The organism is Bacillus sp. LNXM65 (genome assembly GCF_002998575.1).
In the GTDB taxonomy this organism is placed as follows: domain Bacteria; phylum Bacillota; class Bacilli; order Bacillales; family Bacillaceae; genus Bacillus.
Genome location: NZ_PVRB01000004.1, coordinates 136,039 through 161,934, shown reverse-complemented (window position 1 = coordinate 161,934; position 25,896 = coordinate 136,039). Strand labels below are relative to the sequence as shown.

30 protein-coding genes are annotated in these 25,896 nt (G+C 41.4%); 29 read left to right on the top strand and 1 reads right to left on the bottom strand.

All coding sequences use genetic code 11. The features are described from left to right. Positions 1 to 14 precede the first annotated feature (14 nt). The 7 genes from sleB to fni all read left to right on the top strand — a co-directional run bounded on the left by sleB (position 15) and on the right by fni (position 6,503). Positions 15 to 935: a spore cortex-lytic enzyme gene (sleB, locus tag C6Y03_RS09290; RefSeq protein ID WP_060596751.1), complete on the top strand. Its 921-nt coding sequence runs from the start codon at positions 15 to 17 to the stop codon at positions 933 to 935. Between the two features lie 16 nt (positions 936 to 951). Continuing rightward, positions 952 to 2,301: a germination protein YpeB gene (gene ypeB / locus C6Y03_RS09285; RefSeq protein ID WP_106039213.1), complete on the top strand. Its 1,350-nt coding sequence runs from the start codon at positions 952 to 954 to the stop codon at positions 2,299 to 2,301. Between the two features lie 102 nt (positions 2,302 to 2,403). Continuing rightward, a complete protein-coding gene (locus tag C6Y03_RS09280; protein WP_060596750.1) occupies positions 2,404 to 3,051 on the top strand; it encodes a flagellar brake protein in 648 nt (215 codons plus the stop codon). 63 nt (positions 3,052 to 3,114) lie between these two features. Continuing rightward, positions 3,115 to 3,297 (top strand): YpfB family protein, encoded by a 183-nt coding sequence (locus C6Y03_RS09275; RefSeq protein ID WP_034661090.1) that lies wholly within the window; start codon positions 3,115 to 3,117, stop codon positions 3,295 to 3,297. A gap of 71 nt (positions 3,298 to 3,368) precedes the next feature. After that, on the top strand, positions 3,369 to 4,046 hold the full coding sequence (cmk, locus tag C6Y03_RS09270) for a (d)CMP kinase (protein WP_034661088.1): 678 nt from the start codon (positions 3,369 to 3,371) through the stop codon (positions 4,044 to 4,046). 223 nt (positions 4,047 to 4,269) lie between these two features. Beyond that, positions 4,270 to 5,421 carry a 30S ribosomal protein S1 gene (gene rpsA / locus C6Y03_RS09265; protein ID WP_034661087.1) on the top strand — a complete coding sequence of 384 codons (1,152 nt, stop codon included), beginning with the start codon at positions 4,270 to 4,272 and terminating at the stop codon, positions 5,419 to 5,421. 14 nt (positions 5,422 to 5,435) lie between these two features. Continuing rightward, a complete protein-coding gene (fni, locus tag C6Y03_RS09260) occupies positions 5,436 to 6,503 on the top strand; it encodes a type 2 isopentenyl-diphosphate Delta-isomerase (protein ID WP_060596749.1) in 1,068 nt (355 codons plus the stop codon). Between the two features lie 53 nt (positions 6,504 to 6,556). Here fni and C6Y03_RS09255 read toward each other — a convergent pair whose 3' ends face one another. Then, entirely contained in the window at positions 6,557 to 6,688 is a 132-nt protein-coding gene (locus C6Y03_RS09255) for a YpzI family protein (RefSeq protein ID WP_066030721.1), read from the bottom strand. Positions 6,689 to 6,808: 120 nt separating this feature from the next. Between C6Y03_RS09255 and C6Y03_RS09250 the strand changes: the two genes are divergently transcribed. The 22 genes from C6Y03_RS09250 to trpC all read left to right on the top strand — a co-directional run bounded on the left by C6Y03_RS09250 (position 6,809) and on the right by trpC (position 25,894). Continuing rightward, on the top strand, positions 6,809 to 7,411 hold the full coding sequence (locus C6Y03_RS09250; protein WP_223251089.1) for a YphA family membrane protein: 603 nt from the start codon (positions 6,809 to 6,811) through the stop codon (positions 7,409 to 7,411). Next, positions 7,408 to 8,292, top strand: coding sequence for a YIEGIA family protein (locus C6Y03_RS09245; protein WP_034661083.1), 885 nt, complete (start codon positions 7,408 to 7,410; stop codon positions 8,290 to 8,292). Before C6Y03_RS09250 ends, C6Y03_RS09245 begins: the two co-directional genes overlap by 4 nt. Positions 8,293 to 8,298: 6 nt before the next feature. Further along, positions 8,299 to 8,493, top strand: coding sequence for a capping complex subunit for YIEGIA (locus tag C6Y03_RS09240; protein ID WP_106039211.1), 195 nt, complete (start codon positions 8,299 to 8,301; stop codon positions 8,491 to 8,493). Between the two features lie 159 nt (positions 8,494 to 8,652). Next, a complete protein-coding gene (gene der / locus C6Y03_RS09235) occupies positions 8,653 to 9,963 on the top strand; it encodes a ribosome biogenesis GTPase Der (protein ID WP_034661082.1) in 1,311 nt (436 codons plus the stop codon). A 14-nt stretch (positions 9,964 to 9,977) separates the two neighbouring features. Then, the gene (locus tag C6Y03_RS09230) at positions 9,978 to 11,015 is read left to right on the top strand and encodes an NAD(P)H-dependent glycerol-3-phosphate dehydrogenase (protein ID WP_106031054.1); all 1,038 of its coding nucleotides are present in this window, start codon (positions 9,978 to 9,980) and stop codon (positions 11,013 to 11,015) included. A gap of 266 nt (positions 11,016 to 11,281) precedes the next feature. Next, positions 11,282 to 11,485 carry a DUF2768 domain-containing protein gene (locus tag C6Y03_RS09225; protein ID WP_034318888.1) on the top strand — a complete coding sequence of 68 codons (204 nt, stop codon included), beginning with the start codon at positions 11,282 to 11,284 and terminating at the stop codon, positions 11,483 to 11,485. A gap of 18 nt (positions 11,486 to 11,503) precedes the next feature. Next, positions 11,504 to 12,229 carry a hypothetical protein gene (locus C6Y03_RS09220; protein ID WP_106039210.1) on the top strand — a complete coding sequence of 242 codons (726 nt, stop codon included), beginning with the start codon at positions 11,504 to 11,506 and terminating at the stop codon, positions 12,227 to 12,229. A gap of 205 nt (positions 12,230 to 12,434) precedes the next feature. After that, positions 12,435 to 13,913, top strand: a complete 1,479-nt coding sequence (gene spoIVA, locus C6Y03_RS09215; RefSeq protein ID WP_008344534.1) for a stage IV sporulation protein A — start codon at positions 12,435 to 12,437, stop codon at positions 13,911 to 13,913. 374 nt (positions 13,914 to 14,287) lie between these two features. Further along, a complete protein-coding gene (hbs, locus tag C6Y03_RS09205; protein ID WP_003215863.1) occupies positions 14,288 to 14,566 on the top strand; it encodes a non-specific DNA-binding protein Hbs in 279 nt (92 codons plus the stop codon). 190 nt (positions 14,567 to 14,756) lie between these two features. Further along, positions 14,757 to 15,326: a GTP cyclohydrolase I FolE gene (gene folE, locus C6Y03_RS09200; RefSeq protein ID WP_034661079.1), complete on the top strand. Its 570-nt coding sequence runs from the start codon at positions 14,757 to 14,759 to the stop codon at positions 15,324 to 15,326. 24 nt (positions 15,327 to 15,350) lie between these two features. Further along, entirely contained in the window at positions 15,351 to 15,581 is a 231-nt protein-coding gene (mtrB, locus tag C6Y03_RS09195; RefSeq protein WP_008344541.1) for a trp RNA-binding attenuation protein MtrB, read from the top strand. Between the two features lie 114 nt (positions 15,582 to 15,695). After that, the gene (locus C6Y03_RS09190) at positions 15,696 to 16,463 is read left to right on the top strand and encodes a heptaprenyl diphosphate synthase component 1 (protein ID WP_060596747.1); all 768 of its coding nucleotides are present in this window, start codon (positions 15,696 to 15,698) and stop codon (positions 16,461 to 16,463) included. A 3-nt stretch (positions 16,464 to 16,466) separates the two neighbouring features. Beyond that, a complete protein-coding gene (locus C6Y03_RS09185; RefSeq protein ID WP_034661076.1) occupies positions 16,467 to 17,171 on the top strand; it encodes a demethylmenaquinone methyltransferase in 705 nt (234 codons plus the stop codon). 24 nt (positions 17,172 to 17,195) lie between these two features. Beyond that, the gene (hepT, locus tag C6Y03_RS09180; protein WP_034661075.1) at positions 17,196 to 18,158 is read left to right on the top strand and encodes a heptaprenyl diphosphate synthase component II; all 963 of its coding nucleotides are present in this window, start codon (positions 17,196 to 17,198) and stop codon (positions 18,156 to 18,158) included. Positions 18,159 to 18,287: 129 nt separating this feature from the next. Further along, the gene (gene ndk, locus C6Y03_RS09175) at positions 18,288 to 18,734 is read left to right on the top strand and encodes a nucleoside-diphosphate kinase (RefSeq protein WP_034661072.1); all 447 of its coding nucleotides are present in this window, start codon (positions 18,288 to 18,290) and stop codon (positions 18,732 to 18,734) included. A gap of 145 nt (positions 18,735 to 18,879) precedes the next feature. Continuing rightward, positions 18,880 to 19,659, top strand: coding sequence for a CheR family methyltransferase (locus C6Y03_RS09170; RefSeq protein WP_060596746.1), 780 nt, complete (start codon positions 18,880 to 18,882; stop codon positions 19,657 to 19,659). A gap of 73 nt (positions 19,660 to 19,732) precedes the next feature. Then, positions 19,733 to 20,905, top strand: a complete 1,173-nt coding sequence (aroC, locus tag C6Y03_RS09165; RefSeq protein WP_060596745.1) for a chorismate synthase — start codon at positions 19,733 to 19,735, stop codon at positions 20,903 to 20,905. Continuing rightward, a complete protein-coding gene (aroB, locus tag C6Y03_RS09160; protein WP_060596744.1) occupies positions 20,905 to 21,996 on the top strand; it encodes a 3-dehydroquinate synthase in 1,092 nt (363 codons plus the stop codon). Before aroC ends, aroB begins: the two co-directional genes overlap by 1 nt. Further along, on the top strand, positions 21,993 to 22,376 hold the full coding sequence (gene aroH, locus C6Y03_RS09155; RefSeq protein WP_034661065.1) for a chorismate mutase: 384 nt from the start codon (positions 21,993 to 21,995) through the stop codon (positions 22,374 to 22,376). Before aroB ends, aroH begins: the two co-directional genes overlap by 4 nt. A 231-nt stretch (positions 22,377 to 22,607) precedes the next feature. Next, the gene (gene trpE / locus C6Y03_RS09150; protein WP_106039209.1) at positions 22,608 to 24,155 is read left to right on the top strand and encodes an anthranilate synthase component I; all 1,548 of its coding nucleotides are present in this window, start codon (positions 22,608 to 22,610) and stop codon (positions 24,153 to 24,155) included. Next, a complete protein-coding gene (gene trpD, locus C6Y03_RS09145; RefSeq protein ID WP_106039208.1) occupies positions 24,127 to 25,149 on the top strand; it encodes an anthranilate phosphoribosyltransferase in 1,023 nt (340 codons plus the stop codon). Before trpE ends, trpD begins: the two co-directional genes overlap by 29 nt. Continuing rightward, on the top strand, positions 25,142 to 25,894 hold the full coding sequence (trpC, locus tag C6Y03_RS09140; RefSeq protein WP_106036828.1) for an indole-3-glycerol phosphate synthase TrpC: 753 nt from the start codon (positions 25,142 to 25,144) through the stop codon (positions 25,892 to 25,894). Before trpD ends, trpC begins: the two co-directional genes overlap by 8 nt. Positions 25,895 to 25,896 lie beyond the last annotated feature (2 nt).

Genomic DNA, 25,896 nt, shown 5'->3' with positions numbered 1-25,896 from the left:
CAGGAGGATCAAATATGGACAAAGCTCGTTTCATGAAACAAATCGTCCTTATCTTCTCAATTGTTCTACTCGCAGCTTCACTGATGTCAGCTGAAAAAAGTGAAGCCTTCACCAGTCAAGTCATCCAGCGAGGTGCAACAGGAGAAGATGTAGTCGAGCTGCAAGCACGGCTCCAATATAATGGCTTTTACAATGGCAAAATTGATGGTGTATATGGCTGGGGGACGTACTGGGCCGTTCGCAACTTTCAAAGCCAATATGGTGTAAAGAAGGTCGATGGACTTGTAGGTAAACAAACAAAAAGCCTATTAGTTCAAAAGACAAAATACTATAAAGACTTTGTTCAGCAGCAGCTGCAAAAGGGGAATGAGTTTACCCATTATGGCGGGAAACCTCTTGATCAGCAAACAAAAGCTTCTGCGAAAAGAAGCTCACAAAAAAAGACAGCTCAAGGGGCAAAAGAGAATCAAAAAAGTCAAAGCGGAGGAAGCGGGACATCTGGAAAGACTGGGAATCAGTCAGGCAATCAGCAAGCAAACCAAACACCGAAACAAACGGCAGCCAACATGCCAGGTGGTTTTTCTAGTAATGATATTCAGCTCTTATCACAAGCTGTTTATAGCGAAGCAAGAGGCGAGCCGTATGAAGGTCAGGTGGCGATCGCTGCCGTTATCTTAAATCGATTGAACAACCCGACTTTTCCAAATACGATCGCAGGTGTTATTTTTGAACCGCTTGCATTTACAGCTGTGGCGGATGGTCAATTTTATATGTCGCCAAATGACACTGCTAAAAAGGCTGTGTTTGATGCCATTAACGGCTGGGACCCGTCTGAGAGCGCCGTCTATTACTTTAATCCTGATACAGCAACCAGTCCATGGATTTGGGGAAGACCACAAATTAAACGAATCGGGAAACATATTTTCTGCGAATAAAAAGAGGTGTAAATAAATGATCAGAGGAATATTGATTGCCATTTTAGGAATTGCTGTCATCTCAACAGGTTATTGGGGCTATAAAGAGCATCAAGAAAAAGACGCAGTGCTGCTGCACGCAGAGAACAACTATCAAAGGGCTTTCCACGATTTAACGTACCAAGTGGATCAGCTGCACGACAAACTTGGGGCAACGCTTGCGATGAACAGCCAAACGTCGATTTCACCAGCACTTGCAGATGTATGGAGAATGTCATCAGAAGCACATAACAATGTGAGTCAGCTTCCGCTCACATTAATGCCTTTTAACAAAACAGAAGAATTTTTGGCGAATGTCGGAGACTTTAGCTACAAATCATCAGTCAAATCCTTATCAGATGAACCATTAAACAAAAATACGCACAAAACCATTACGTCTTTATATCATCAAGCGGCTGATATCCAAAACGAACTGAGACAAGTACAGCACCTTGTCCTCAATAAAAATTTAAAATGGATGGATGTTGAAATGGCGCTTGCTGATGGCGACCGAAAGAATGATAACACCATCATTGACGGGTTGAAAACAGTCGAGAGAAATGCAGATGCATTTGCGGATGTCAATCTCGGTCCGACAAATGTGTCGACAGAATCAGAAACACATGGCTACAATCATTTAAAAGGGAAAAAGATCTCAAAGAAAGAAGCGATACGCATTGCCCAGCAATTCGCACCTGATCATAATCAACATTTTAAGGTCAGAAAAAGCGGAAGCAAAACCAATCGAGATGTGTACAGCTTATCGATGTCAGATCCTGATAGTAAAGCGAATTTCTATTTAGACTTGACTGAAAAAGGAGGGCACCCAGTCTACCTTCTTCAAAATCGAGACGTAAAAAAACAGAAAATCAGTTTAAATGATGCATCAGAAAAAGCACTCAGCTTCTTAAAGAAGCAAGGATTTGATGCAGAGTCGTTCCATTTAGATGAAAGCGCGCAATTTGATAATATCGGTGTATTTACCTATGTACCTCTTCAAAAAAATGTACTGCTTTATCCAGATAGTATACGCATGAAGGTCGCATTAGATGATGGTGAGGTGGTTGGATTTTCAGCGAAAGACTATTTAACGAATCATAAAACAAGAGACATAAAAGCACCTAAAATCTCACAAAAAGAAGCGAAGAAAACATTGAATCAGCATGTAAAAATCGAAGATTCTCATGTAGCGATTGTTCAAAATGATATGTCAGAGGAAGTTTTGTGCTATGAGTTCCTCGGAACTATTAAGAACGATACGTACCGAATGTTCATTAATGCGGATACTGGAAAAGAAGAACGAGTAGATAAACTAAAAAACGCAGAACCTATATATAAAGACCTATAGAAAAGGAAGCGAGGAAAAGGCGACTAAGCCTTTTCCTTTTGTTTTATACATGGTTTAATATAGGAGAGGATATGATTTCACAGATGAAAAGAGTGATGAGGAATGTTACAAATAGGGGATGCAATCACAATTGAATACGTCAATGAGAACAAAGAAGTGAAAATTGCAAAATCGAAAGTTTTGGAAAATAATAACGATGATATTTGCATTAATTATCCAGCTGATAAAGAAACGGGCCGCACGATCTATTTAAACCAGCAAACAGAAATCACCGTTTTCTTTTTCGATGAAAATCAAATTCCATACAAATGTACAAGCGAAGTCATCGGAAAGAGGAAAGAAGATATTCCGATGATTGTCATTTCCATTCCGCCAAAAGAAGAAATGATTCGGCTTCAGCGCAGAGAATACCTGAGAGTCGATACAATGGTCAAAGCGGCGATCACGCAAACGGATGAAGAAGCCTTTGACACGTTTATTGTCAATATGAGTGCTGGCGGCTTAGCAATTGCTGTTCCTGAAGGTGTCTCATTGAAAGAATACGGAGAAGTGGTCACAGAGTTTGAACTTCCGCTGAAAGAGCCTGTGAAAATTAAAGCGGTTGCAGAGATGAATCGAGTATATCAAGATGAGCAGACTGGCAAAACAAGAGCGATCATGGAGTTTTCTGAGATTACAAATGACCACCAGCAGCACATTATGAAGTACTGCTTCCAGCAGCAGCTTTTAACACGGGTAAAAAAAGCATAAGAATAAAGGATGTTAAAAGCTTCCATACTAGAGGTGAAAGAATCTAGCGTGGAGGCTTTTTGTATGAAGACAATGGAAAGATGGTTATTGAAAGCGGTGCTCATTCAGCTTGTCTTATTATTAGCCGTTCAGATCACACTTCATTTGACAAAAGGAGAACTCTTTTTGTCAAAAGTCGTGCAATACGAGGGTGTAAATAACATGAGCATTGAAGATTGGATCGAAACGTTTAAGCAGAAGGATTGATAGAAAATTCCCCCGTTTGAGCGGTGATCGTGTTACAATTCATAAGGGAGATTCAATCAAGGAGAGGTATTATGAAAAAGAAATTATCTATCGCAATTGACGGTCCTGCTGCAGCAGGAAAAAGCACTGTGGCAAAAATTGTCGCAGCAAAAAAATCATATATCTATATCGATACAGGTGCCATGTACCGCGCGATTACACTTGCGGCACTTAATCATGGTGTAGACCTTGAGGACGAAACAGCACTTGATGCATTACTAAAAAAAACTGTGATTGATCTGGTCTCAACGGACGAGGGTCAAAAAGTTCATCTAGACAATACCGATGTCACAGAGGATATTCGCACAGACCGCGTGAGCAACCAAGTATCGGTTGTCGCAAAGCACAGAGCTGTTCGGGAAGAAATGGTCCGCAGGCAGCAAGAGCTTGGTCAAAAAGGCGGTGTCGTTATGGACGGAAGAGACATAGGTACGCACGTTCTTCCAGATGCCGAAGTGAAAATTTTCTTGCTTGCATCAGTAGAAGAAAGAGCAAAACGCCGTTTTGAAGAGAATCAGAAAAAAGGCTACGATGTCAATTACGATCAGCTGATCGAAGAGATTGCAAGACGTGACAAACTTGATTCTGAGCGCGAAGTTTCGCCACTTAAGAAAGCGGATGACGCCATTGAAATTGACACAACTTCTCTTTCCATTCAAGAGGTAGCAGGTAAAATTTTAGATGCAGCAGACCGCGTGGAGAAACAGTAAGAAATTTTAGAAAACTTTAATAAGTTAGAGGTTTATCTCTTGACAAACAAGGTCTTTTATTAGAAGTTTATACTAATACTATTTTTATTGATCATTCAAGCAATTATATTGATTTGAATGTTTCTTTAATACATATTCGGCTGGTAATCATCATGCTTAAGACACATATTCGCCCAGTCGTTTTAACTAAGCTGTGTAGGTTTGGACCAAGGAGGTTATCGAAATGACAGAGGAAATGAATCAAATCGATGTTCAGGTACCAGAGGTTGGAGATGTAGTGAAAGGGATTGTTTCTAAAGTTGAGGACAAGCATGTCAATGTAGATATCGTCAATGTGAAACAGCCTGGGATCATCCCAATCAGTGAATTATCAAGTCTTCACGTTGAAAAAGCATCAGATGTCGTGAAAGATGGCGACGAGTTAGAGCTTAAAGTAACAAAAGTCGAAGACGATGCTTTGATTTTATCGAAACGTGCTGTTGATGCAGACCGCGCTTGGGAAGACCTAGAGAAAAAGTTTGAGACAAAAGAAGTATTTGAAGCTGAAGTAAAAGACGTTGTAAAAGGTGGTCTTGTCGTAGATATTGGTGTGCGTGGATTTATTCCTGCATCTCTTGTAGAAGCGCACTATGTAGAGGACTTCTCAGACTACAAAGGTAAAACACTCTCACTTGTCGTGGTCGAACTTGACCGCGAAAAAAATCGTGTGATTCTCTCGCACCGTGCAGTAGTGGAGCAAGAGCAATTAGACAAAAAGCAAGACTTCCTGCAAAAGCTTGAAGTAGGCAGTGTGATTGATGGTAAAGTGCAGCGCCTTACTGATTTTGGTGCATTTGTAGACATTGGCGGCATTGATGGATTGGTTCACATTTCTCAACTATCCCATGCGCATGTTGAAAAGCCATCTGACGTAGTGGAAGAAGGCCAGGAAGTCCAGGTCAAAGTACTTGCTGTTGATCGTGATAACGAACGTATCTCACTATCTATTAAAGAAACATTACCAGGACCTTGGAGCCAGATTGGTGAAAAGGTAAAACAAGGTGATGTGCTTGAAGGAACTGTTCAACGTCTTGTGAGCTTTGGTGCATTTGTTGAAATTCTGCCAGGCGTCGAAGGACTTGTGCATATTTCCCAAATCTCTCATAAACATATCGGTACACCGCAAGAAGTCCTTGAAGAAGGGCAGACTGTGAAAGTGAAAGTGCTTGATGTGAATGAAGATGAAGAGCGCATTTCATTAAGCATCCGTGATTTAGAAGAAAATCCTGAAAAACAAATCGAAGAGAATTATCGTCAATATCAGGCGAAAGAAGAAAACACGAGCGGATTCCAGCTTGGTGACCTGATCGGCGATAAGCTTAATAAATTAAAATAATTTGGTGATCAAAATTGACGAGAGCAGAAAGAAAGAAGCAGCATATTGAACATGCCTTGTCCACTGGACAGCATGCAGCAACAGGTTTAAAAGATGTTTCCTTCGTTCACGTCGGTCTACCAGATCTTGCGACATCACAAATTGATACACATACGACAATTGGCGGACTGACTTTCGGTTCGCCAATTTTTATCAATGCAATGACTGGCGGGGGCGGAAAGTCGACCTATGAGATCAACCGCTCTTTATCGATCGCAGCGAAGGAAACGAATATTCCGGTGGCAGTTGGATCACAAATGGCTGCACTGAAAGATAAAGAAGAAAGACGTACGTATGAAGTTGTTCGAAAAGTCAATCCTGATGGAATTGTGTTTGCGAACTTAGGCAGTGAAGCATCGATTAAGCAAGCGGAGGAAGCAGTCGAGATGCTGGAGGCCAATTTGCTCCAGATTCATTTAAATGTGATCCAAGAGATCGTCATGCCTGAAGGAGACCGTGATTTCAGGGGGGCGCTTGAGCGCATCGCAGCCATCGCTGAATCAGTTGGTGTGCCTGTTGTCGTAAAAGAAGTCGGATTTGGCATGAGCAAGGAAACGGCAAAAAAGTTATTTCATGCTGGAGTTGCGGCCGTTGATGTAGGAGGATTTGGTGGTACGAACTTTTCAAAGATCGAAAATCTTCGCCGCCAAAAAGCGCTTCATTATTTTGACCAGTGGGGGATTCCAACAGCAGCGAGTCTTGCTGAAGTACATACAAGTTTTCCAGATCAAACGGTTTTAGCCTCCGGAGGTATACAAGACGCCCTTGATGTAACAAAATCAATTGCTCTTGGCGCATCCGCTGCTGGTCTAGCTGGCTTTTTCTTAAAATCACTGACTGGCGGAGGGGAGAGCGGCCTCATCGCTGATATCATAGATCTTCAAGAAGATGTGAAGATGATGATGACAGTGCTTGGCGTGAAGACCATTGAAGAACTGAGAAAAACCCAGGTTGTCATTTCCGGGGAAACAAGTCATTGGCTCAAAGAAAGAGGCATCGACACAACGTACTATAGTTTAAGATCAAAGAAGAAAAAGGACTAAAATCAAGTTTAGCCCTTAAACATCTAAGGCATGTGGTCATCACATGCCTTTTTTTATTGATTTCTTCTTCGTGCGCTATCTGGACCTTCTAATGCTGTTGCCCCTTTATGATGAATGGATTGATCACGGTCAGATTCCACTCTTTTTGATGCCTTTAATCGTTTTTCCTGTCTATCTTTTCCCATCATGCATCCCTCCTCAATTATTAGAGTGTCACCTCTTGTTTATTTCATACAATGTCCAAAGCGATCCCTTACGTTTAAAAATTGGGGATTTTCCCATAATGTAATTGAGGTGATGAGACGTTGGAGGCTTTGTACTATTATTGGTCCATATGGTTCGTTTGGATTATGGTGACATTTATTATGGAAAAAAGCTCATGGCGCAGTATGCTAGGCGTTTGTGTCCTCGTCCATATTATATGTAGTCATTTCATGGTATCCATGTTTGATATGAGCCTCAATGCGGGGTACTTGATGACCTTTTTATATGCATGTGCAGGTTTCGTTATATTCCGGTCTGGCCATCAAATGATGAGAATCATGCAATTAGGCTCTATGGTGAGCGCATATGCCTTTTTTATGATTTTTGCATTATATGACCCGGTTTGGTTCACGCTAATAAAAGTGGATTGGGTCGTATTTGCCTTGCTGATCTTGATGTCTTTGACATATGGACATCATTTCACAGAACGAGTCACCCTATGGATGATGTCTGTATGTCTTGGCGAAGCCCTTTATGCGCTGACGATTCACCGCCTGACATCACCGATTGTCATAGGAGATCTCTCTTTTCTGTCCCTTGTTGTTCAAGGGTCCATCTTCCTATTAGGTGTCGATCAGCTTGAAAAGCTCTTGAACGCCCGTTCATCAAGAAAACCAGTAAAAGGGGCTGCAAAATCAACATGACGGATTATACGTTTCCTGTGATTATTGGTGTCATCTTTGGGATGGCGGCCAGACTTTATATGTTAAGAACAGATTACCGGCAATACCCCACGTATATTCATGGACAAGTGATTCATATTGCGCTTGGTTTTATCGCTTCAGGACTTGGTGCGATCATTATGCCTGCACTCATTCAGGAGGAATTTACGGCGATTACCTTTCTCACGCTGGCGGCCACACAATTCCGAGACGTCCGCAATATGGAAAGAAATACGTTAACTCAAATGGATTCATATGAGCTAGTCTCAAGAGGCAGTACATATATAGAAGGCATTGCCATTGCCTTTGAAAGCCGGAATTATATTGCGATTCTCACGGCACTGATTACGACCACAGCCTGTATTTTCTTCTCGCTCGTTATAGGGACAGTGGTCGGTATTCTTTGTTTTTTCTTGGCAAAGCTATTAATGTCTGGCAGCCAATTAAAGGATATTGTCAATATACAAAAAGGAGAGCTTCGCTTTGATGGGGCAGGGCTTTATGTGAATGATATTTACATCATGAATATCGGACTGCCCGAAAAGCAAAAGCTCATTTTAGAGCATGGGATGGGCTTTATTTTGACGCCGAAAAATTTCAACTCAGCCACAACGATTGCCAATCTTGGGCAGCGGCAAGCCATTTTATTTGATTTATCCAACGTACTTGGTGTGTATCGCGACTCTGGTGAACCATCGCTCTGTCCGCTCGCAAAACGTGATCTAAATAACGGCACACTTGGCGTGTTCATTTTACCGCAATGGTATCGTGAAGATTTGGCTGTCCGTGTATTGGAAGAAGTGCCTATTTTAGAAAATGCCATCAGAATGCCGACAGAGTTCATAAAAAAGAAAGTGAGGTAATAGAGCATGGCGAACACCATTGAACAATTTATACTCGCTGTGGCTACAACAAATAAAAAGCGGGTCATGGGCGGAACAGCCGTTTTTTTCTGTGAAAATAAAGAAGAACTCGACATGTACGCCATGAATTTAGAGGCCATTTTAGATGGAATTGCACACGGAATTGGAGAAGATCTTTACTTGATTGTCAAACATTTTTAAGTTATTCATTGTGGTCTGATTAAAAATTGATATAATATATAAGTTGAACCCTTCATGTTTGAAGGGTTTATTTCATAAAACTGAATGAAAATTTTAAATCCCGGTTGAAACATGATGATGAACATATTGAATCGCGGCTGGATTGAAAGGAAGGGTACTATGGGTAAACCTGTCGTAGCCATTGTTGGAAGGCCCAACGTTGGAAAATCTACAATTTTTAATCGAATCGCAGGCGAAAGAATATCGATTGTAGAAGACACACCTGGTGTAACAAGAGATCGAATCTATAGCTCTGCTGAATGGTTAAATTATGACTTTAACTTAATAGATACTGGTGGAATTGATATTGGAGATGAGCCATTTTTAGCGCAAATTCGCCATCAGGCAGAAATCGCAATGGATGAAGCGGATGTCATTATCTTTATGGTGAATGGCCGAGATGGTGTCACATCTGCGGACGAAGAAGTCGCAAAAATTTTATATCGCACGAAAAAGCCAGTTGTACTTGCTGTCAATAAACTGGACAACCCTGAAATGAGAAGTGACGTGTATGACTTTTATGCACTAGGGTTTGGCGAACCGTATCCGATTTCTGGAACGCACGGATTAGGTCTAGGTGATCTGCTTGATGCTGTCGCAGAACACTTCAAAAATTTACCGGATACACAGTATGCGGAAGAAGTTGTTCAGTTCTGCTTAATCGGCCGCCCGAATGTAGGGAAATCTTCTTTAGTGAATGCAATGCTTGGAGAAGACCGGGTCATTGTGAGCAACATCGCTGGTACAACAAGAGATGCTGTGGATACGATGTTTACGTACAATCAGCGTGACTTTGTCATTGTCGATACAGCAGGTATGAGGAAAAAAGGAAAAGTATATGAAACAACAGAGAAATACAGTGTGCTTCGTGCATTAAAAGCCATTGATCGTTCTGATGTTGTCGCTGTTGTTCTAGACGGTGAAGAAGGCATTATTGAGCAGGATAAACGTATTGCAGGCTATGCACACGAAGCTGGTAAAGCTGTTGTGATCGTTGTGAACAAATGGGACGCTGTTGAAAAAGATGAGCGTACAATGAAGGAATTTGAGCAAAACATTCGCGAGCATTTTCAATTCCTGGATTATGCACCTGTCTTGTTTATGTCTGCTCTCACGAAAAAGAGAATTCATACGTTAATGCCATCCATTATTACAGCTAGTGAAAATCATGCGATGCGCGTTCAAACGAATATTTTGAACGATATCATCATGGATGCAGTGGCAATGAATCCAACACCGACTCATAATGGACAGCGTCTGAAAATTTACTATGCGACACAGGTGGCTATTAAGCCTCCGTCCTTTGTGGTGTTTGTAAATGATCCAGAGCTTATGCACTTTTCTTATGAACGTTTCCTAGAAAACCGCATTCGAGATGCGTTTGGTTTTGAAGGAACACCGATTAAAATATTTGCGAGAGCGAGAAAATAAAAAGGGTGAGCAGAATGAAGAAAATTTCAGTACTTGGAGCAGGTAGCTGGGGAACAGCTCTTGCGCTTGTATTAGCTGATAATCATCATGATGTACACATGTGGGGACATAGACAAGAGCTTATTGATCAAATCAATGAGAAACATGAAAATCATGATTACTTGCCAAATGTCGCACTGCCAGCGTCTATCAAGGCGACGACAGACATGAAGCAGGCGTTAGAGGGGACAGACGCTATTATTGTCGCTGTGCCAACAAAGGCCATTCGTGAAGTATTAAAGCAGGCAAATGAGCTGATCATATCGAAAGTGCCGTTTGTTCATGTAAGTAAAGGGATTGAACCAGATACACTTCTGAGAATATCTCAAATGATTGAACAAGAAGTCCCAGATGAGAAAAGAGAAGCTGTTGTTGTCTTATCAGGGCCGAGCCATGCCGAAGAAGTAGGCTTGCGTCATCCGACAACTGTCACTGTCTCATCAGAAAATATTGAAGCGGCTCAATTTGTTCAAGATTTGTTCATGAACAACAACTTTAGAGTATACACAAACCCTGATGTGATTGGTGTAGAAATTGGCGGAGCACTGAAAAATATCATTGCTCTTGCGGCAGGGATCACAGACGGACTTGGATATGGTGACAATGCGAAAGCGGCGCTCATCACTAGAGGACTCGCTGAAATCGCACGTCTCGGTACAAAAATGGGAGGAAATCCTCTGACATTTGCCGGATTAACAGGCGTGGGAGATTTGATCGTGACATGTACAAGTGTTCATTCGCGTAACTGGCGCTGCGGAAATCTGCTTGGTAAAGGGTATAAGCTTGAAGAAGTGCTTGAAAAAATGGGGATGGTTGTTGAAGGCGTACGTACAACAAAAGGCGCTTATCAGCTCTCCAAAGAATACAAGGTCAGCATGCCGATTACAGAGGCGCTTTACCACGTCTTATTTGAAGGGAAAAAGGTCGACGATGCTGTAGAATCATTGATGGCACGTGTGAAAACACATGAAATGGAAGACCTTGTGAACATGTTTGAAAACCAAACAAAATAAATGGAAGACTGAACTTAGGCATGTAGAGGATGCAAGAAGGGGAAGACTTGCATAACATAGCAATGAAGTTTGAATAGAGCTTTGCCTCTACAGAATGAGGAAAAATAGTCGATTTAATGACTGAAGCAGAGTCCCCCTCTTTGCTTCAGTTTTTTTATGCGCTTTTTTCTGAATGATTGGAAAAATGATTGATATTTACCTTATTTTTGGTTTAGAATGAAATATAAACGCTTACAATTTGTTCGTTTTGAAGGGGGACAGGCACGATGAGTTTTGCTTTAATCAAGATGTGGTTTGCGCTTGGTTCAATGGGGCTCATGTTTTTAGCCGTAGTAACCATTTATTTCAGTCGATTTAAGCTGAAAAGCCGGTTTCTTAAAATAACAGCCTCGACCGTCGCATACAGCTTGATGCTTATATCAGGTATCATTGTGTTTTTAGTTGTATTTAGCGGGCCGGTCAATGAATAAAGAAAAAGGAAGAATGTGATGATCAAAGCAAAAGTCAGTGTCACGTTGTTAGCACTTATTTTACTAACAGGATGTCTGTATCCAGAAAATCGCAAAACTGAAAACCGTGTGCCATATGAAGAACAGCTGCAAAGCGTTCAGACAGCGATTGAGGAATTTCAAAAAGCAACAAATGGCCTTTTGCCGATTGAAACGAAAGAAGCAGACACGCCGGTTTATCAGAAGTACGTCATCGACTTTAAGCGCTTGTCACCAAGATATTTACACGATGTACCGTCTACATCTTTTGAAGGCGGGGGCGAATATATGTATGTCCTCACAGACGTCGAAAAAAAACCAACGGTGAAACTGATTGATGTCAAAATGACGCAAACCATCAGTGAATTACGGCTTAGAATCAAAATATATCAAGATGAACATACATATCCGCCATATGGCAAAGTAGTATCAAGCAATTTATATACGTTAAATGAAAAAAAGCTAGGCTTAAAATCGCCGCCTACGGTCATGAGTCCGGTGACGGGGAATTCCCTCCCGTTACTGATTTCATCAAATGGCGAAATCTATGTGGACTACCGAAGTGATTTTGCTCATATTTTGAAGAATACGAAACAAAAGCTCAAAACAGGTGAAAACATTCAAGATGTCTATTGGCAGGAAACCCCGTTTGTACCCGCGTTTTCTGTCCCATATACCATCAACAAAAAAGGTGAGCCTGACTTTTTAGAAAAAAAGACGTCATAAACAAGAATGAACCTTTTTCCTCTGCATATAAATGAGGAGAAAGGTTTTTTTATGGCTAAACATACTCTCAAAACAAAAAAGGTGTCATATTTAAATAGGACAACGTCATACACATATATTGTCCAGACACCTTTCAAGCACAGTTTGATTGAAGAATAGAGTATTTTATTTGAAAACGAGGATAGCAAGTCCGGGAGGGGATCACTTGGAAAAAGTCGATATTTTCAAGGATATCGCTGAACGAACAGGAGGCGATATATATTTAGGAGTCGTTGGCGCTGTTCGTACAGGGAAATCTACGTTTATTAAAAAGTTTATGGAGCTCGTGGTGCTCCCGAATATCAATAATGAGGCAGATCGTGCAAGAGCACAGGATGAATTGCCGCAAAGTGCAGCAGGAAAAACCATTATGACCACTGAGCCAAAATTTGTACCGAATCAAGCGGCATCGATCCATGTGAGTGACGGTCTTGATGTCAACATCAGGCTTGTTGATTGTGTCGGATACACAGTCCCTGGTGCGCGCGGGTATGAAGATGAAAATGGTCCAAGAATGATCAACACGCCGTGGTATGAAGAGCCAATCCCGTTCCATGAAGCAGCGGAAATTGGCACACGCAAGGTCATTCAAGAGCATTCAACCATCGGTGTTGTGATTACAACAGATGGTTCCATTGGAGAAATCCCAAGACATGATTATATTGAATCTGAAGAACGTGTGATTGATGAGCTCAAAGAGGTTGGAAAGCCGTTTATTATGGTGATCAACTCTGTGAGGCCATATCACCCTGAAACTGAAGCGCTGCGGCAGGAACTCAGCCAAAAATATGATATTCCAGTACTCGCCATGAGTGTAGAAAGTATGAGAGAGCAAGACGTCCTTAGTGTGCTTCGTGAAGCATTATATGAATTCCCAGTCCTAGAGGTGAATGTGAACTTGCCAAGCTGGGTCATGGTGCTGAAAGAAGATCATTGGCTGAGAGAAAGTTATCAGGATTCAGTGAAGGAAACCGTAAAGGATATTAAAAGATTAAGAGATGTTGACCGTGTCGTTGGTCAATTTAGCGAATTTGACTTTATTGAAAGAGCGGGCTTAGCAGGGATTGAAATGGGTCAGGGGATTGCGGAGATTGACCTGTACGCCCCAGATGATCTATATGATCATATTCTAAAAGAAGTGGTTGGTGTGGAAATTAGAGGGAAAGACCATCTTCTAGAGCTCATGCAAGATTTTGCGCATGCGAAGACAGAATATGATCAAGTATCAGACGCATTAAAAATGGTGAAGCAGACGGGATACGGGATTGCGGCCCCGGCCTTGTCAGATATGAGTTTAGATGAGCCAGAAATCATTAGGCAGGGCTCGAGATTCGGCGTGAGATTAAAGGCGGTTGCGCCATCTATTCATATGATTAAGGTAGATGTAGAGAGTGAATTTGCACCGATTATTGGAACAGAGAAACAAAGTGAAGAGCTCGTCCGCTACTTAATGCAAGACTTTGAAGATGATCCGCTTTCGATTTGGAATTCTGATATATTTGGGCGCTCACTCAGCTCCCTTGTCAGAGAAGGTATTCAAGCAAAGCTGTCGCTGATGCCAGAAAATGCAAGGTATAAGCTGAAAGAAACGCTTGAAAGAATCATCAACGAAGGATCAGGCGGTTTGATCGCCATTATCCTATAGCATGTGAGACCTCTCATTGACAGGGGTCTTTTTTTGCGTATTGAATGAGTCATAAAAAGACAAATGTATAAAGATTAGTCAGATTCAGGCTGAAATTAGGAATATTCGTTCGCAAAAGTGCCCTTAATCCTTGACGAATAAGGATTCTTCCCTTTAAAATGCTTGATATGGTATTTCATATGTGTTAATCTACTTACAGAAAATCTTCACTTTGTTGGACAAACATTCCTTCAAAGAGTTGTTTTCTAATGAATAGCCATGTATAACGCTTTCTAGACGCTCTTTTTTTCGAAAAAAGTGTATAGAAAGAAGATGAATTGTGAAGAAATGATAACAATCTACTGAATGCATATTTTTGGGAGGAGGTGAAAGGCATGAACAAGACAGAACTTATTAACGCGGTTGCTGAAGCAAGCGAGTTATCTAAAAAAGACGCGACAAAAGCAGTTGATTCTGTTTTTGATACAATTTTAGATGCACTTAAAAATGGTGACAAAATCCAACTTATCGGTTTTGGTAACTTTGAAGTACGTGAGCGTTCAGCTCGTAAAGGACGTAACCCACAAACTGGTGCAGAGATCGAAATCCCTGCAAGCAAAGTACCTGCTTTCAAACCAGGTAAAGCACTTAAAGACGCGGTGGCAGGTAAATAATCGTTATGTGTAATGATCCTATTGCAGGAGTTATACATATACAGTTTCACACTGGTCTAGAAAAGCCCCTTTCATAAGGGGCTTTTCCTTTTGAATCAAAAGGTTCGTTTAGAACGCTCTCCTTTGCTTTTAGGATCTGAAGTGTGCTAGAATCTGATTGAAATGTAATCGCCTTTGGAGGATATAATACATGAGTGAAATAAATAAAGAACTAATTGAACACGCAGTACGCGATATATTAAAAGCCATCGGAGAAGATCCAGATCGTGAAGGACTTCTTGATACCCCAAAACGAGTAGCAAAAATGTATGAAGAAGTGTTCTCGGGATTAAATGAAGATCCAAAAGAACATTTTAAAACCATTTTTGGTGAAGACCACGAAGAACTCGTTCTTGTAAAAGATATTGCTTTCCATTCAATGTGTGAACACCACCTTGTACCTTTTTACGGAAAAGCCCATGTCGCTTATATTCCGCGCGGCGGAAAAGTAACGGGACTTAGCAAACTTGCAAGAGCTGTAGAGGCTGTTGCCAAACGCCCGCAGCTTCAGGAACGCATTACATCAACCATTGCAGATAGTATGGTGGAAACACTCAATCCGCATGGCGTGATGATTGTCGTTGAAGCAGAACATATGTGTATGACGATGCGCGGAGTGAAAAAGCCAGGTGCTAAAACCGTGACATCAGCAGTACGCGGTACATTTGCAAATGATACGGCGGCAAGAGCAGAAGTGCTTTCCTTTATTAAAAACGACTAATTCAATAGATGGAAGGTGAACAGATTGAGTGAAAATAAAGCATCTGATTTTGTAGTGATTAAAGCCATTGATAATGGTGTAAATGTCATCGGCTTAACTAGAGGCTCTGATACAAGATTTCACCATTCCGAAAAGCTCGATAAAGGTGAAGTCATCATTGCACAATTTACTGAGCATACGTCAGCGATCAAAGTAAGAGGCGATGCTGTCATTCAAACAAGCTTCGGTGAAATTCAAAGCGAAGCAAAGAAATAAGCACTTGAATGCACTTGATAGCATAAAAGTGAGAGCTGATATGGTATAATAAATCTCTATACAATGTGCAGGGCTACATATGAAACTGTAATTTTTGGGACAAGGGTGATATCTTTGCAAGACATCTACGGAATTTTATCTAATCTAAATATAAAATTAAATAAAAAGCTTTCTCATCCTTATTTGGCGAAGCATTTACGTGCGCCACTCATCGATGAAGATAAGCTCCTTCTTTTTCATGCAATGTTTGATGAAGCTCAAATTGATGCAGAGAAAAAAGAAAATTATATTTTAACGGCGATGCTTGTACAAATTGCCCTTGATACCCATGACGAAGTCACAACTGCTGCAGCCATCAAACAAGACGAATTCAAAAATCGTCAGCTGACCATCCTAGCAGGAGACTATTTCAGCGGTCTCTATTATTCTCTTCTCTCTGACATGAAAGACATCTACATGATTCGCACGCTCGCAACGGCGATCAAAGAGATCAATGAACATAAAATTAGACTGTATGATCGATCCATTCAAGATGCAGCGCACTTTTACAAAAGTGTAGCAACTGTTGAGTCTGCGTTATTCCAAAGGGTTTCTGAGCATTTTCAATTAACGCATTGGAATGAGATTGCAAGTCGTTTCCTTGTTTATAAGCGTTTCATGAAACAAGCAGAAGATGACAAACATTTAAAACTTTTTTTGAACGATAGCTATACGGACGCCTATACATGTTTTGACAACTTTGAGAAGGAAGGCTATGAAAAGGCCAAACGATCGATCAAGGAGCATCTTGTTTCATCTCCGGTCGTTCAAAAAGAGCTATTAAATCGCTTGGATCATATGAAAAATGAGCCTGCGTACCATCAGAAAGTGGAAGAAGGGTAAGTCATGCAGCAATCAAAAGAACAGCGAGTACACGGTGTATTTGAAAAAATTTATAAAAATTATGATCAAATGAACTCTGTCATCAGCTTTAAGCAGCATAAAAAATGGCGCGATAAAACAATGAAACTCATGAATGTTCAAAAAGGAGCCAAAGCATTAGACGTATGCTGCGGAACAGCCGATTGGACCATTGCGCTTGCTGATGCTGTAGGCGAAAAAGGCGAAGTCAAAGGCCTTGATTTTAGTAAAAATATGCTGAGTGTTGGAGAAACGAAGGTGAAAACTGGGGGCTATAATCAAATTGAACTGCTTCACGGCAATGCGATGGAGCTTCCTTTTGAGGATAACACATTTGATTATGTCACGATCGGTTTTGGCCTACGAAACGTCCCTGATTACTTAACGGTGCTAAAGGAAATGACAAGAGTCGTGAAGCCTGGTGGAATGGTTGTCTGTCTTGAGACATCACAGCCTGAAATGATTGGGTTTAAACAAGGTTACTATGTCTATTTCAAATACATCATGCCGCTCTTTGGTAAACTGTTTGCCAAAAGCTATCAGGAGTATTCATGGCTTCAAGAATCAGCCAAAGCGTTCCCTGGCATGAAAGAACTGGCGGCTCTTTTCGAAGAGGCGGGTCTGTCTGATGTCTCGTATCATCCATTTACAGGCGGTGTAGCAGCAACACATATCGGAAAGAAGCTTTGAATAAACGATATTTGGGTGAAAATAATGAAACTAAAAGCAATGATCTCTTTTTTAAATCATGATATCGATATTATTGAAAAAGAGCTTGAACAAACAGTTCGCTCTGATTATGCATTATTAAGTGAAGCAGGTCTTCATTTGCTGCAAGCGGGCGGAAAACGAATCCGCCCCGTTTTTGTTCTCCTTTCAGGCATGTTTGGCGACTATGACATTAATAAAATTAAATATGTTGCCGTTGCTCTTGAGCTGATTCATATGGCATCGCTCGTTCATGATGATGTCATTGATGATGCTGAGCTGAGAAGAGGCAAGCCAACGATTAAGGCAAAATGGGACAATCGAATTGCCATGTACACAGGAGATTATATGTTTGCAAGATCGCTTGAGTATATGACAAAGATCAATCACCCAATGGCGCATGAAATTTTGTCAAAGATGGTCGTCGAGCTCTGTCTTGGTGAAATCGAGCAAGTGAAAGACAAATACAATATGGATCAAAACCTGCGTACATACTTAAGAAGAATCAAACGAAAAACAGCCTTGCTCATTGCAGGCAGCTGCCAGTTAGGTGCGATAGCAGCAGGTACAGATGAGAAAACACATAAAGCCCTTTACTGGTTTGGCTATTATGTCGGTATGTCCTATCAGATCATTGATGATGTGCTTGATTTCACATCAACTGAAGAAGAGCTTGGTAAGCCTGTTGGGGGAGACCTTTTACAAGGAAATGTCACACTCCCGGTCTTATATGCACTGAAGAACCAGGCACTCGAAGGCCAATTAAAGCTGATTAATAGTGAAACAACGGAAATGCAGCTGAAGCCTGTGATTGAACATCTCAAACAAACAGATGCGATCGACCGCTCGATTCGAGTGAGTGAAATGTATTTGAAGAAGGCATTTGAACAGCTGGACAAACTTCCTCGAGGACGAGCAAAAACGTCACTCGCCTCCATTGCCAAATATATTGGAAAACGAAAATTCTAATCAACATGTTGTTGATTGGTTTTTTTGTGAAATTTTTTGTCAAAAATTGATTATTATAAAAAAAAATGATACGATCACTTTGTAACAATGTAAGCCTATACATACATAACGACGGGGTGGAGAACGTATATGGACAAAACATTTCTTATGGTCAAACCTGATGGTGTGGAAAGACAATTAATCGGTGAAATTGTGTCAAGATTCGAAAAAAAGGGGCTTCAGCTTGTTGGTGCAAAACTAATGAGTATTCCAAAAGAAGTAGCAGAAACACATTACGGAGAGCATAAAGAAAAACCATTTTTCGGGGAATTGGTTGACTTTATTACGTCAGGACCAGTATTTGCAATGGTATGGCAAGGTGAACAGGTAGTAGATGTAACAAGACAGATTATCGGCAAAACAAACCCGAAGGAAGCACTTCCAGGCACAATAAGAGGAGACTATGGATTGACGGTTGGAAAAAACATTATCCATGGCTCAGACTCACCAGAAAGTGCTGAAAGAGAAATCAACTTATTCTTCAAACAAGAAGAACTCACAAGCTGGGATCAAACCATCTCAAGCTGGATTTATTAAGGTTCAAGCCAAGGTGTTCATCAAATGAGCACCTTGGCTTTTTTTATATGAATATTTCTACACGAAATTTCGCATGAGAAGATACAAATTTTCGATAAAAACAGCTATACTAGGACAAAGATAGATGAGACAGGAGAGGACTTTGATGGATCAATATCAAGTATTTGTCGGAAAATGGAAAAAACTAACCGGGGTGGATCTGAATTTATATAAAGAAGCACAAATGAAACGAAGATTAACGTCACTTTATGATAAAAAAGGATATAGAGATTTTGAAGCATTCGCGGTTGCCCTTGAAAAGGATAGAGCACTATTAGATGAGACGATGGATCGAATGACGATCAATGTGTCAGAATTTTACCGAAACTATCAGCGCTGGGAAGTGCTTGACCAAAAAATTCTTCCGCTGCTTTCGAAAAACAGCGGCACCCTAAAAATATGGAGTGCAGCATGTTCGACAGGAGAGGAGCCGTATACACTCTCAATGCTTCTATCAAGCCATCCGCTCGTGAAGGACTTCCAAATTATTGCAACTGATATTGATGATAAAGTTCTGCAATCAGCTCAAAAAGGAAGATATCATGAACGATCATTGCAAGAGGTACCAGATCAAATCAAGCAAAAATATTTCACAAAAGAAGATTCTTCATTTTACACTGTGAAGGATGATGTGCGAAAGCACATTCAATTTAAGAAGCACAACCTTTTAGCAGATCCTTATGAAAAACAGCTTGATCTTATCGTGTGCCGAAATGTCCTCATTTACTTTACAGAAGAGGCAAAAGAAGAGATTTACTTGAAAATGAGCAGCAGTTTAAAACCAAATGGCGTATTATTTGTGGGTTCTACTGAACAAATTTTTCACCCAGAAAAGTTTGGACTGACATCTGCTGATACTTTCTTTTATCAAAAGAAGGGGTTGTAGCTGACTTTTTAGTAGTAAGTGTGTTATCATAGTTTTACTTAAAAGCGTTAATGCGATGAAGGGAGATCAAGTCATGAGATACTTAACAGCAGGTGAATCACATGGTCCACAATTGACCACAATTATTGAAGGCGTTCCAGCGGGACTTTACATAGAGCAGGATGACATCAATTATGAATTGGCTAGAAGACAAAAAGGTCACGGCCGCGGGCGAAGAATGCAGATTGAAAAAGACCAAGCGAAAGTGTTAAGTGGTGTTCGCCACGGGAAAACATTAGGTTCTCCTATTGCACTTGTCGTTGAAAACAACGACTGGAAGCATTGGACAAAGGTGATGGGGGCAGAGCCGATCACAGAAGAAGAAGAGAGTGAAATGAAGCGTCAAATTTCACGCCCTAGACCAGGACATGCGGATTTAAATGGTGCGATTAAATATGGACATCGTGATATGCGAAACGTATTAGAGCGTTCATCAGCCCGCGAGACAACCGTTCGCGTAGCAGCAGGCGCAGTCGCCAAACAAATCTTGGCTCATCTAGGAATCAAGGTAGCTGGCCACGTTCTTGAAATTGGCGGAGTGAAAGCAGCTCATACGACATATAAATCGATTGAAGATTTGCAAAAGGTAACGGAAGAGTCGCCTGTTCGCTGCTACGACAGTGAAGCAGGTCAAAAAATGATGGATGCCATTGATGAAGCGAAGAAAAACGGTGATTCAATTGGCGGAATTGTTGAAGTTATCGTTGAAGGAATGCCGGTTGGAGTCGGAAGCTATGTTCACTATGACCGCAAATTAGACAGCAAGCTTGCAGGTGCTGTTCTGAGTATCAACGCTTTTAAAGGGGTTGAATTCGGTATCGGCTTCGAGGCGGCTTCTAAAAATGGCAGTGAGGTCCATGATGAAATCATCTGGGATGAAGAAAAAGGCTATACGAGAAAAACAAATCGCTTAGGCGGTCTTGAAGGCGGAATGTCAACTGGTATGCCAATTGTCGTAAGAGGGGTCATGAAACCAATCCCAACGCTTTATAAACCGCTTCAAAGCGTTGACATTGAAACAAAAGAACCTTTCTCCGCAAGTATTGAACGTTCTGACAGCTGTGCTGTTCCTGCCGCAAGTGTTGTCGCAGAAGCAGTCGTGGCTTGGGAAATTGCCAATGCTGTTGTTGAGCAGTTTGGTCTTGATCAAATCGACCGCATTAAAGAAAATGTTGAAAAAATGCGCCAGCTTCAGAGGGAATTTTAATGAAAACACTGGAAGTTAAGACGTCTTCAGCCACTTATCCTGTATACATCGGTGATGGGATTAAACGCAATATCGTCGACTTGATGACTTCCACGGGGCATTCCTATACGAAGCTCCTAATCGTTACAGATACAGCTGTTGATGCCATTTACGGTGATGAAATGGTTCGATTACTTAAGCAGAAGTGGTCTGTGCATAAAGTGGTTGTGCCAAGCGGAGAGCAGTCGAAATCTTTTGCTGAGTTTGAGCATATTCATACGAAGGCCATTCAGTTTCAGCTGGATCGCTCCTCGTGCATCATTGCGCTGGGAGGAGGCGTAATTGGGGATTTGGCTGGCTTTGTTGCTGCTAGTTATATGAGAGGCATTGATTTTATTCAAGTGCCGACGACGCTGCTGGCACATGACAGTGCAGTTGGCGGGAAAACAGGGATTAACCACCCGCTCGGTAAAAATTTAATCGGTGCATTTCATCAGCCGAAAGCTGTGATCTATGATACGAGTATGCTTGAGACACTATCTCAAATTGAAATGAGGTCAGGCTTTGCTGAGGTCATCAAACATGCCCTCATTTCAAGTGAAGACTTTTTATCAGAACTGATGTCCATTCGTTCTTTGGCGGAATGTTCAAAGAGCGAGCTGGCACATATGCTGTATCAAGGGATTCAAGTCAAAGCGTCGATTGTTCAAAAAGACGAAAGAGAACAAGGCGTGCGTGCATTTTTGAATTTAGGTCATACACTTGGGCACGCCATTGAAGCAGAGTATGGATACGGCGTTATCACGCACGGAGATGCTATTGCAATCGGCATGCAGTTTGCGCTATATGTGAGCGAAAAGAAGCTGGGACTCAGCCTCAATCGGATGGAACTAAAAAATTGGATGAAAGAACTCGGATTCCCGGTACAAGTCACTCAAAACATTTCCACGAAAACATTTGTTGACCGAATGATTGGTGATAAAAAGGCAAGAGGCGGAACCGTTCAATTTGTTTTATTAAAACAGGTTGGAGACGCTGTCTTGCAGTCTTTCACAAAAGATGAGCTGCATCACTGGCTCGAAGAATGGAAACGGGAGGAGGGATGTCTATGATGTTTCGCGGGATACGTGGGGCTACAACTGTGACAGAAGATACAGAAACAGAAGTGTTAAACAAAACGAAACAGCTGCTAGAAGCGATTATTTCAAGAAATCAAGTAGATCCAGAACGTGTCGTGCAGATCTTAATTTCAGCTACACAAGATATTCACTCCGTTTTTCCGGCAAAAGCCCTTCGTCAGTTTGAAGGATGGACGTATGTGCCTGTTACTTGTATGCAGGAGCTGGACATTCAAGGCGGTCTAAAGCATTGCATTCGCGTTTTAATGACGGTCCAAACAGACACAAAGCAGGAAGATGTGCAGCATGTGTACTTGGAAGAAGCTGTGACGCTTCGCCCTGATTTACAGTTGACAAAAAACAAGGAATTATAATACGATATGAACAGCCGAAGTTTACACACAGGTGTAAACGGCATTGCAAGCTTAGAGAAGATGAGAATGAGACTAGGGTAGTTGAGATGAGTAGAGTTGAGCAGAGATACGATACGTCTATTTCATCATACTGCCTAAAAGAGCAACCCTCTTTTAGGCTTATTTCGTATACTCATACAAACCCTCTATATGTCCCCTCATTCTCCTTAATCCCATTTAAGGAGTGTGCTTATGAATTCCCAATCAAACCTGACCCAATTTTTAAGGGACAGCGAGTCCCACAAAACAATCCCGATTGTTGAAACCATTATAGTTGATACGCTCTCACCGATTCAAATTGTCGAAAAACTCAAGCAAGATATTGTGTATCTGCTAGAAAGCAGAGACGAGTCTTCTAGCTGGTCGAGATATTCCTTCATCGGATTACATCCTTTTTTAACCTTACACGATGACCAAAACCAATATATTGCACGTGACGCTGCAGGGCAGGAAGTCATGAAAAAGCAAGAACTGAAAGACTTACTAGACTGGATGAAAGAGCAATACCAAATCAAGACACCAGATGTTGACATCCCATTTACAGGCGGGGCAGTTGGGTACTTAAGTTACGATCTTATTCCAAGTATTGAACCTTCTGTCAGGCCACACCTAAGCGCATCAACGACAGACAATTGTACTCTATTTGTCTGCCAAACGATGATTGCCTTTGATCATGAAACTAATCATGTTCATTTTATCCAATACACCCAGCTGACCGGAAATGAAACAGAAGACGAAAAAATACAAGCTTATAAAGAAAATCAAAAGCGGCTTGAACAGATGATTCACAAGCTCCATACAAAGATTGATATGAAAGAACTGATTTTATCAGGGAATATGAACGAATCACCGTCCTTTGAACATGTGACGTCAACCTATGAAAAAGCGCAATTTTTAAAGGACGTAGAAAAAATCAAAGAATACATTCGAGCAGGTGATATTTTTCAAGGCGTCCTCTCACAGCGCTTTGATATCCCAGTGTCAGTGAGTTCATTTGAATTATACCGCGTGCTTCGCATTGTGAATCCATCTCCATACATGTATTTTATGAAATTAAAAGACCGCGATTTAGTCGGAAGCTCGCCAGAACGATTAATCCATGCCAAAAATGGGCACTTAGAAATTCACCCCATTGCAGGCACAAGAAAACGAGGAAAAACAAAAGAAGAGGACGCTGCGCTTGCAAGAGAGCTGTTAGAGGATGAGAAAGAAAAAGCAGAACATTACATGTTAGTAGATCTAGCCAGAAATGATGTCGGCCGCGTAGCAGAATACGGTAGTGTGTCTGTACCGACCTTTACAAAAGTTGTGAACTTTTCACATGTCATGCACATCATCTCCATTGTGACAGGGAAGCTAAAGCAGGATACACACCCAGTCGATGCGCTCATGTCCGCTTTTCCTGCAGGCACATTAACAGGGGCACCGAAAATAAGAGCGATGCAATTATTAAATGAAATGGAGCCTGAGCCAAGGGAAACGTATGGCGGCTGTATTGCCTATATTGGGTTCGACGGCAATATCGACTCTTGTATTACCATTCGCACCATGAGCATCAAAGATCAGACCGCTTCCATACAAGCAGGCGCTGGCATTGTCGCAGATTCTGTTCCAGAAAATGAATGGGAAGAGACTTGTAACAAGGCAGGAGCGCTTCTGAAGGCCATTCAGCTTGCTGAACATATTTTCTCAGAAAAGGAGAGTGTGCAGGATGAATCAGCGACTTTCAGCTCTTGTTAACGGAGGCTTCCTATCAGAAAATGAAGCCCATAGGCTAATGCATGATATGTTGAGCGGATCTTTAACAGATGCTGAAGTCGCTGCAAGTCTATCGATTTTAGCGCACAGAGGAGAAACCGCTGAAGAAATGACAGGCTTCGTGAGGGCCATGCGGCAAAAGGCAGCACCAGCGGAAAGATCGCTCGATGTCGTTGACACATGCGGTACAGGAGGCGATGGACTCTCTACATTTAATATATCAACTGCAGCTGCCATTGTGGCTTCCGCCGCTGGTGCTAAAATCGCAAAACACGGAAATCGTTCAGTCTCTTCTAAAAGCGGAAGTGCCGACGTGCTAGAGTGTCTTGGCATTCACATTCAATCCACTCCAGAAGAAACGAGAAGACAAATACAAGACAAAAACATGGGCTTTTTATTTGCACCACTGTACCATTCATCTATGAAACAAGTAGCAGCAGTCCGCAAGCAGCTTGGCTTCCGGACGGTATTTAATCTATTAGGACCGCTTTGCCACCCGATGCAAGCCAAAAAGCAAATCATCGGTGTGTATGCAAAGGAAAAGGCGAAATTAATGGCGGAAGCCCTTGCCCCATTAGAGCCAGAGCATGTCTTGTTTGTATGCGGGGAAGACGGGCTGGATGAATTAACGATTACAGCAAATTCATATGTGATTGAACTCAAAAAAGGTGCCATGACAGAATATACGCTAAACCCAGAAGACTTTGGACTGGAAAAAGGATACTTATCAGATATTCAGGTCCAATCACCGGAAGAGAGCGCAAAATTGATTCAGAATATATTGAATCATCAAACAGAAGGGGCGCCGCTTCATATTACAGCTCTGAATGCCGGAGCGGCTTTATATATCGCAGGCAAGTCTGAAAGCCTCATGGCAGGAACATTAAAAGCATTAGAAACGATAAAAAACGGAGCAGCCAAAGAACAATTGGCTCGTTTAAGACAAAAAACGAAAGAGGAAGAGATCTATGCTTAATCAAATCATTGCACGCAAAAAAGAACATATCCAAACGTTGGAGTTACCTGATGATGGACACTATGAAAGACGATCATTTAAAGAAGCACTGATGAATCCTCACCGTTCGATTGGGCTCATTGCTGAGGTGAAAAAGGCATCTCCTTCCAAAGGAATCATTCAGCCGAATTTTGATCCTCTGCAAACAGCAAAAGCATACGAAAAATCGAATGCTGATTGCTTATCAGTCTTAACAGATGAACCATTTTTTCAAGGGAAGAACGAGTATCTTTCCTTAATTAAAGAACACGTCGGACGTCCAATTTTAAGAAAAGACTTTATCATCGATTCCATACAGGTAGAAGAGTCAAGACGTATCGGTGCAGATGCCATTTTATTAATTGGAGAAGTGCTTGAACCGAAACAGCTGCATGAACTCTATGTTGAAGCGAAGGAAAAAGGACTAGATATTCTTGTCGAAGTTCATGCAGCAGATACACTGGAACAAATCTTAAACCTATTCACCCCTGAAATCATTGGCGTGAATAACCGAAATTTAAAAACATTTAAAACAACAGTTGAGCAAACAAAAGAGATTGCACCACTTGTTCCAAAGGATGTCTTACTAGTAAGTGAAAGCGGTATTCAGACATTTGATGATCTGACCTTTGTTAAAAAACATGGAGCGAGTGCTGTCCTTGTAGGTGAATCATTAATGAGAAAACCCTCACAAGAAAAAGCCGTCCAGACGTTGTTTGGTGAATGATC

Bases quoted from the DNA above. Each gene is read 5' to 3' on its own strand.
- sleB (WP_060596751.1), top strand. From the start codon at position 15: ATGGACAAAGCTCGTTTCATGAAACAAATCGTCCTTATCTTCTCAATT.
- ypeB (WP_106039213.1), top strand. From the start codon at position 952: ATGATCAGAGGAATATTGATTGCCATTTTAGGAATTGCTGTCATCTCA.
- C6Y03_RS09280 (WP_060596750.1), top strand. From the start codon at position 2,404: ATGTTACAAATAGGGGATGCAATCACAATTGAATACGTCAATGAGAAC.
- C6Y03_RS09275 (WP_034661090.1), top strand. From the start codon at position 3,115: ATGAAGACAATGGAAAGATGGTTATTGAAAGCGGTGCTCATTCAGCTT.
- cmk (WP_034661088.1), top strand. From the start codon at position 3,369: ATGAAAAAGAAATTATCTATCGCAATTGACGGTCCTGCTGCAGCAGGA.
- rpsA (WP_034661087.1), top strand. From the start codon at position 4,270: ATGACAGAGGAAATGAATCAAATCGATGTTCAGGTACCAGAGGTTGGA.
- C6Y03_RS09255 (WP_066030721.1), bottom strand. From the start codon at position 6,688: ATGGGAAAAGATAGACAGGAAAAACGATTAAAGGCATCAAAAAGAGTG.
- C6Y03_RS09245 (WP_034661083.1), top strand. From the start codon at position 7,408: ATGACGGATTATACGTTTCCTGTGATTATTGGTGTCATCTTTGGGATG.
- C6Y03_RS09240 (WP_106039211.1), top strand. From the start codon at position 8,299: ATGGCGAACACCATTGAACAATTTATACTCGCTGTGGCTACAACAAAT.
- der (WP_034661082.1), top strand. From the start codon at position 8,653: ATGGGTAAACCTGTCGTAGCCATTGTTGGAAGGCCCAACGTTGGAAAA.
- C6Y03_RS09230 (WP_106031054.1), top strand. From the start codon at position 9,978: ATGAAGAAAATTTCAGTACTTGGAGCAGGTAGCTGGGGAACAGCTCTT.
- C6Y03_RS09225 (WP_034318888.1), top strand. From the start codon at position 11,282: ATGAGTTTTGCTTTAATCAAGATGTGGTTTGCGCTTGGTTCAATGGGG.
- C6Y03_RS09220 (WP_106039210.1), top strand. From the start codon at position 11,504: ATGATCAAAGCAAAAGTCAGTGTCACGTTGTTAGCACTTATTTTACTA.
- hbs (WP_003215863.1), top strand. From the start codon at position 14,288: ATGAACAAGACAGAACTTATTAACGCGGTTGCTGAAGCAAGCGAGTTA.
- folE (WP_034661079.1), top strand. From the start codon at position 14,757: ATGAGTGAAATAAATAAAGAACTAATTGAACACGCAGTACGCGATATA.
- C6Y03_RS09185 (WP_034661076.1), top strand. From the start codon at position 16,467: ATGCAGCAATCAAAAGAACAGCGAGTACACGGTGTATTTGAAAAAATT.
- hepT (WP_034661075.1), top strand. From the start codon at position 17,196: ATGAAACTAAAAGCAATGATCTCTTTTTTAAATCATGATATCGATATT.
- ndk (WP_034661072.1), top strand. From the start codon at position 18,288: ATGGACAAAACATTTCTTATGGTCAAACCTGATGGTGTGGAAAGACAA.
- C6Y03_RS09170 (WP_060596746.1), top strand. From the start codon at position 18,880: ATGGATCAATATCAAGTATTTGTCGGAAAATGGAAAAAACTAACCGGG.
- aroC (WP_060596745.1), top strand. From the start codon at position 19,733: ATGAGATACTTAACAGCAGGTGAATCACATGGTCCACAATTGACCACA.
- aroB (WP_060596744.1), top strand. From the start codon at position 20,905: ATGAAAACACTGGAAGTTAAGACGTCTTCAGCCACTTATCCTGTATAC.
- aroH (WP_034661065.1), top strand. From the start codon at position 21,993: ATGATGTTTCGCGGGATACGTGGGGCTACAACTGTGACAGAAGATACA.
- trpE (WP_106039209.1), top strand. From the start codon at position 22,608: ATGAATTCCCAATCAAACCTGACCCAATTTTTAAGGGACAGCGAGTCC.
- trpD (WP_106039208.1), top strand. From the start codon at position 24,127: ATGAATCAGCGACTTTCAGCTCTTGTTAACGGAGGCTTCCTATCAGAA.
- trpC (WP_106036828.1), top strand. From the start codon at position 25,142: ATGCTTAATCAAATCATTGCACGCAAAAAAGAACATATCCAAACGTTG.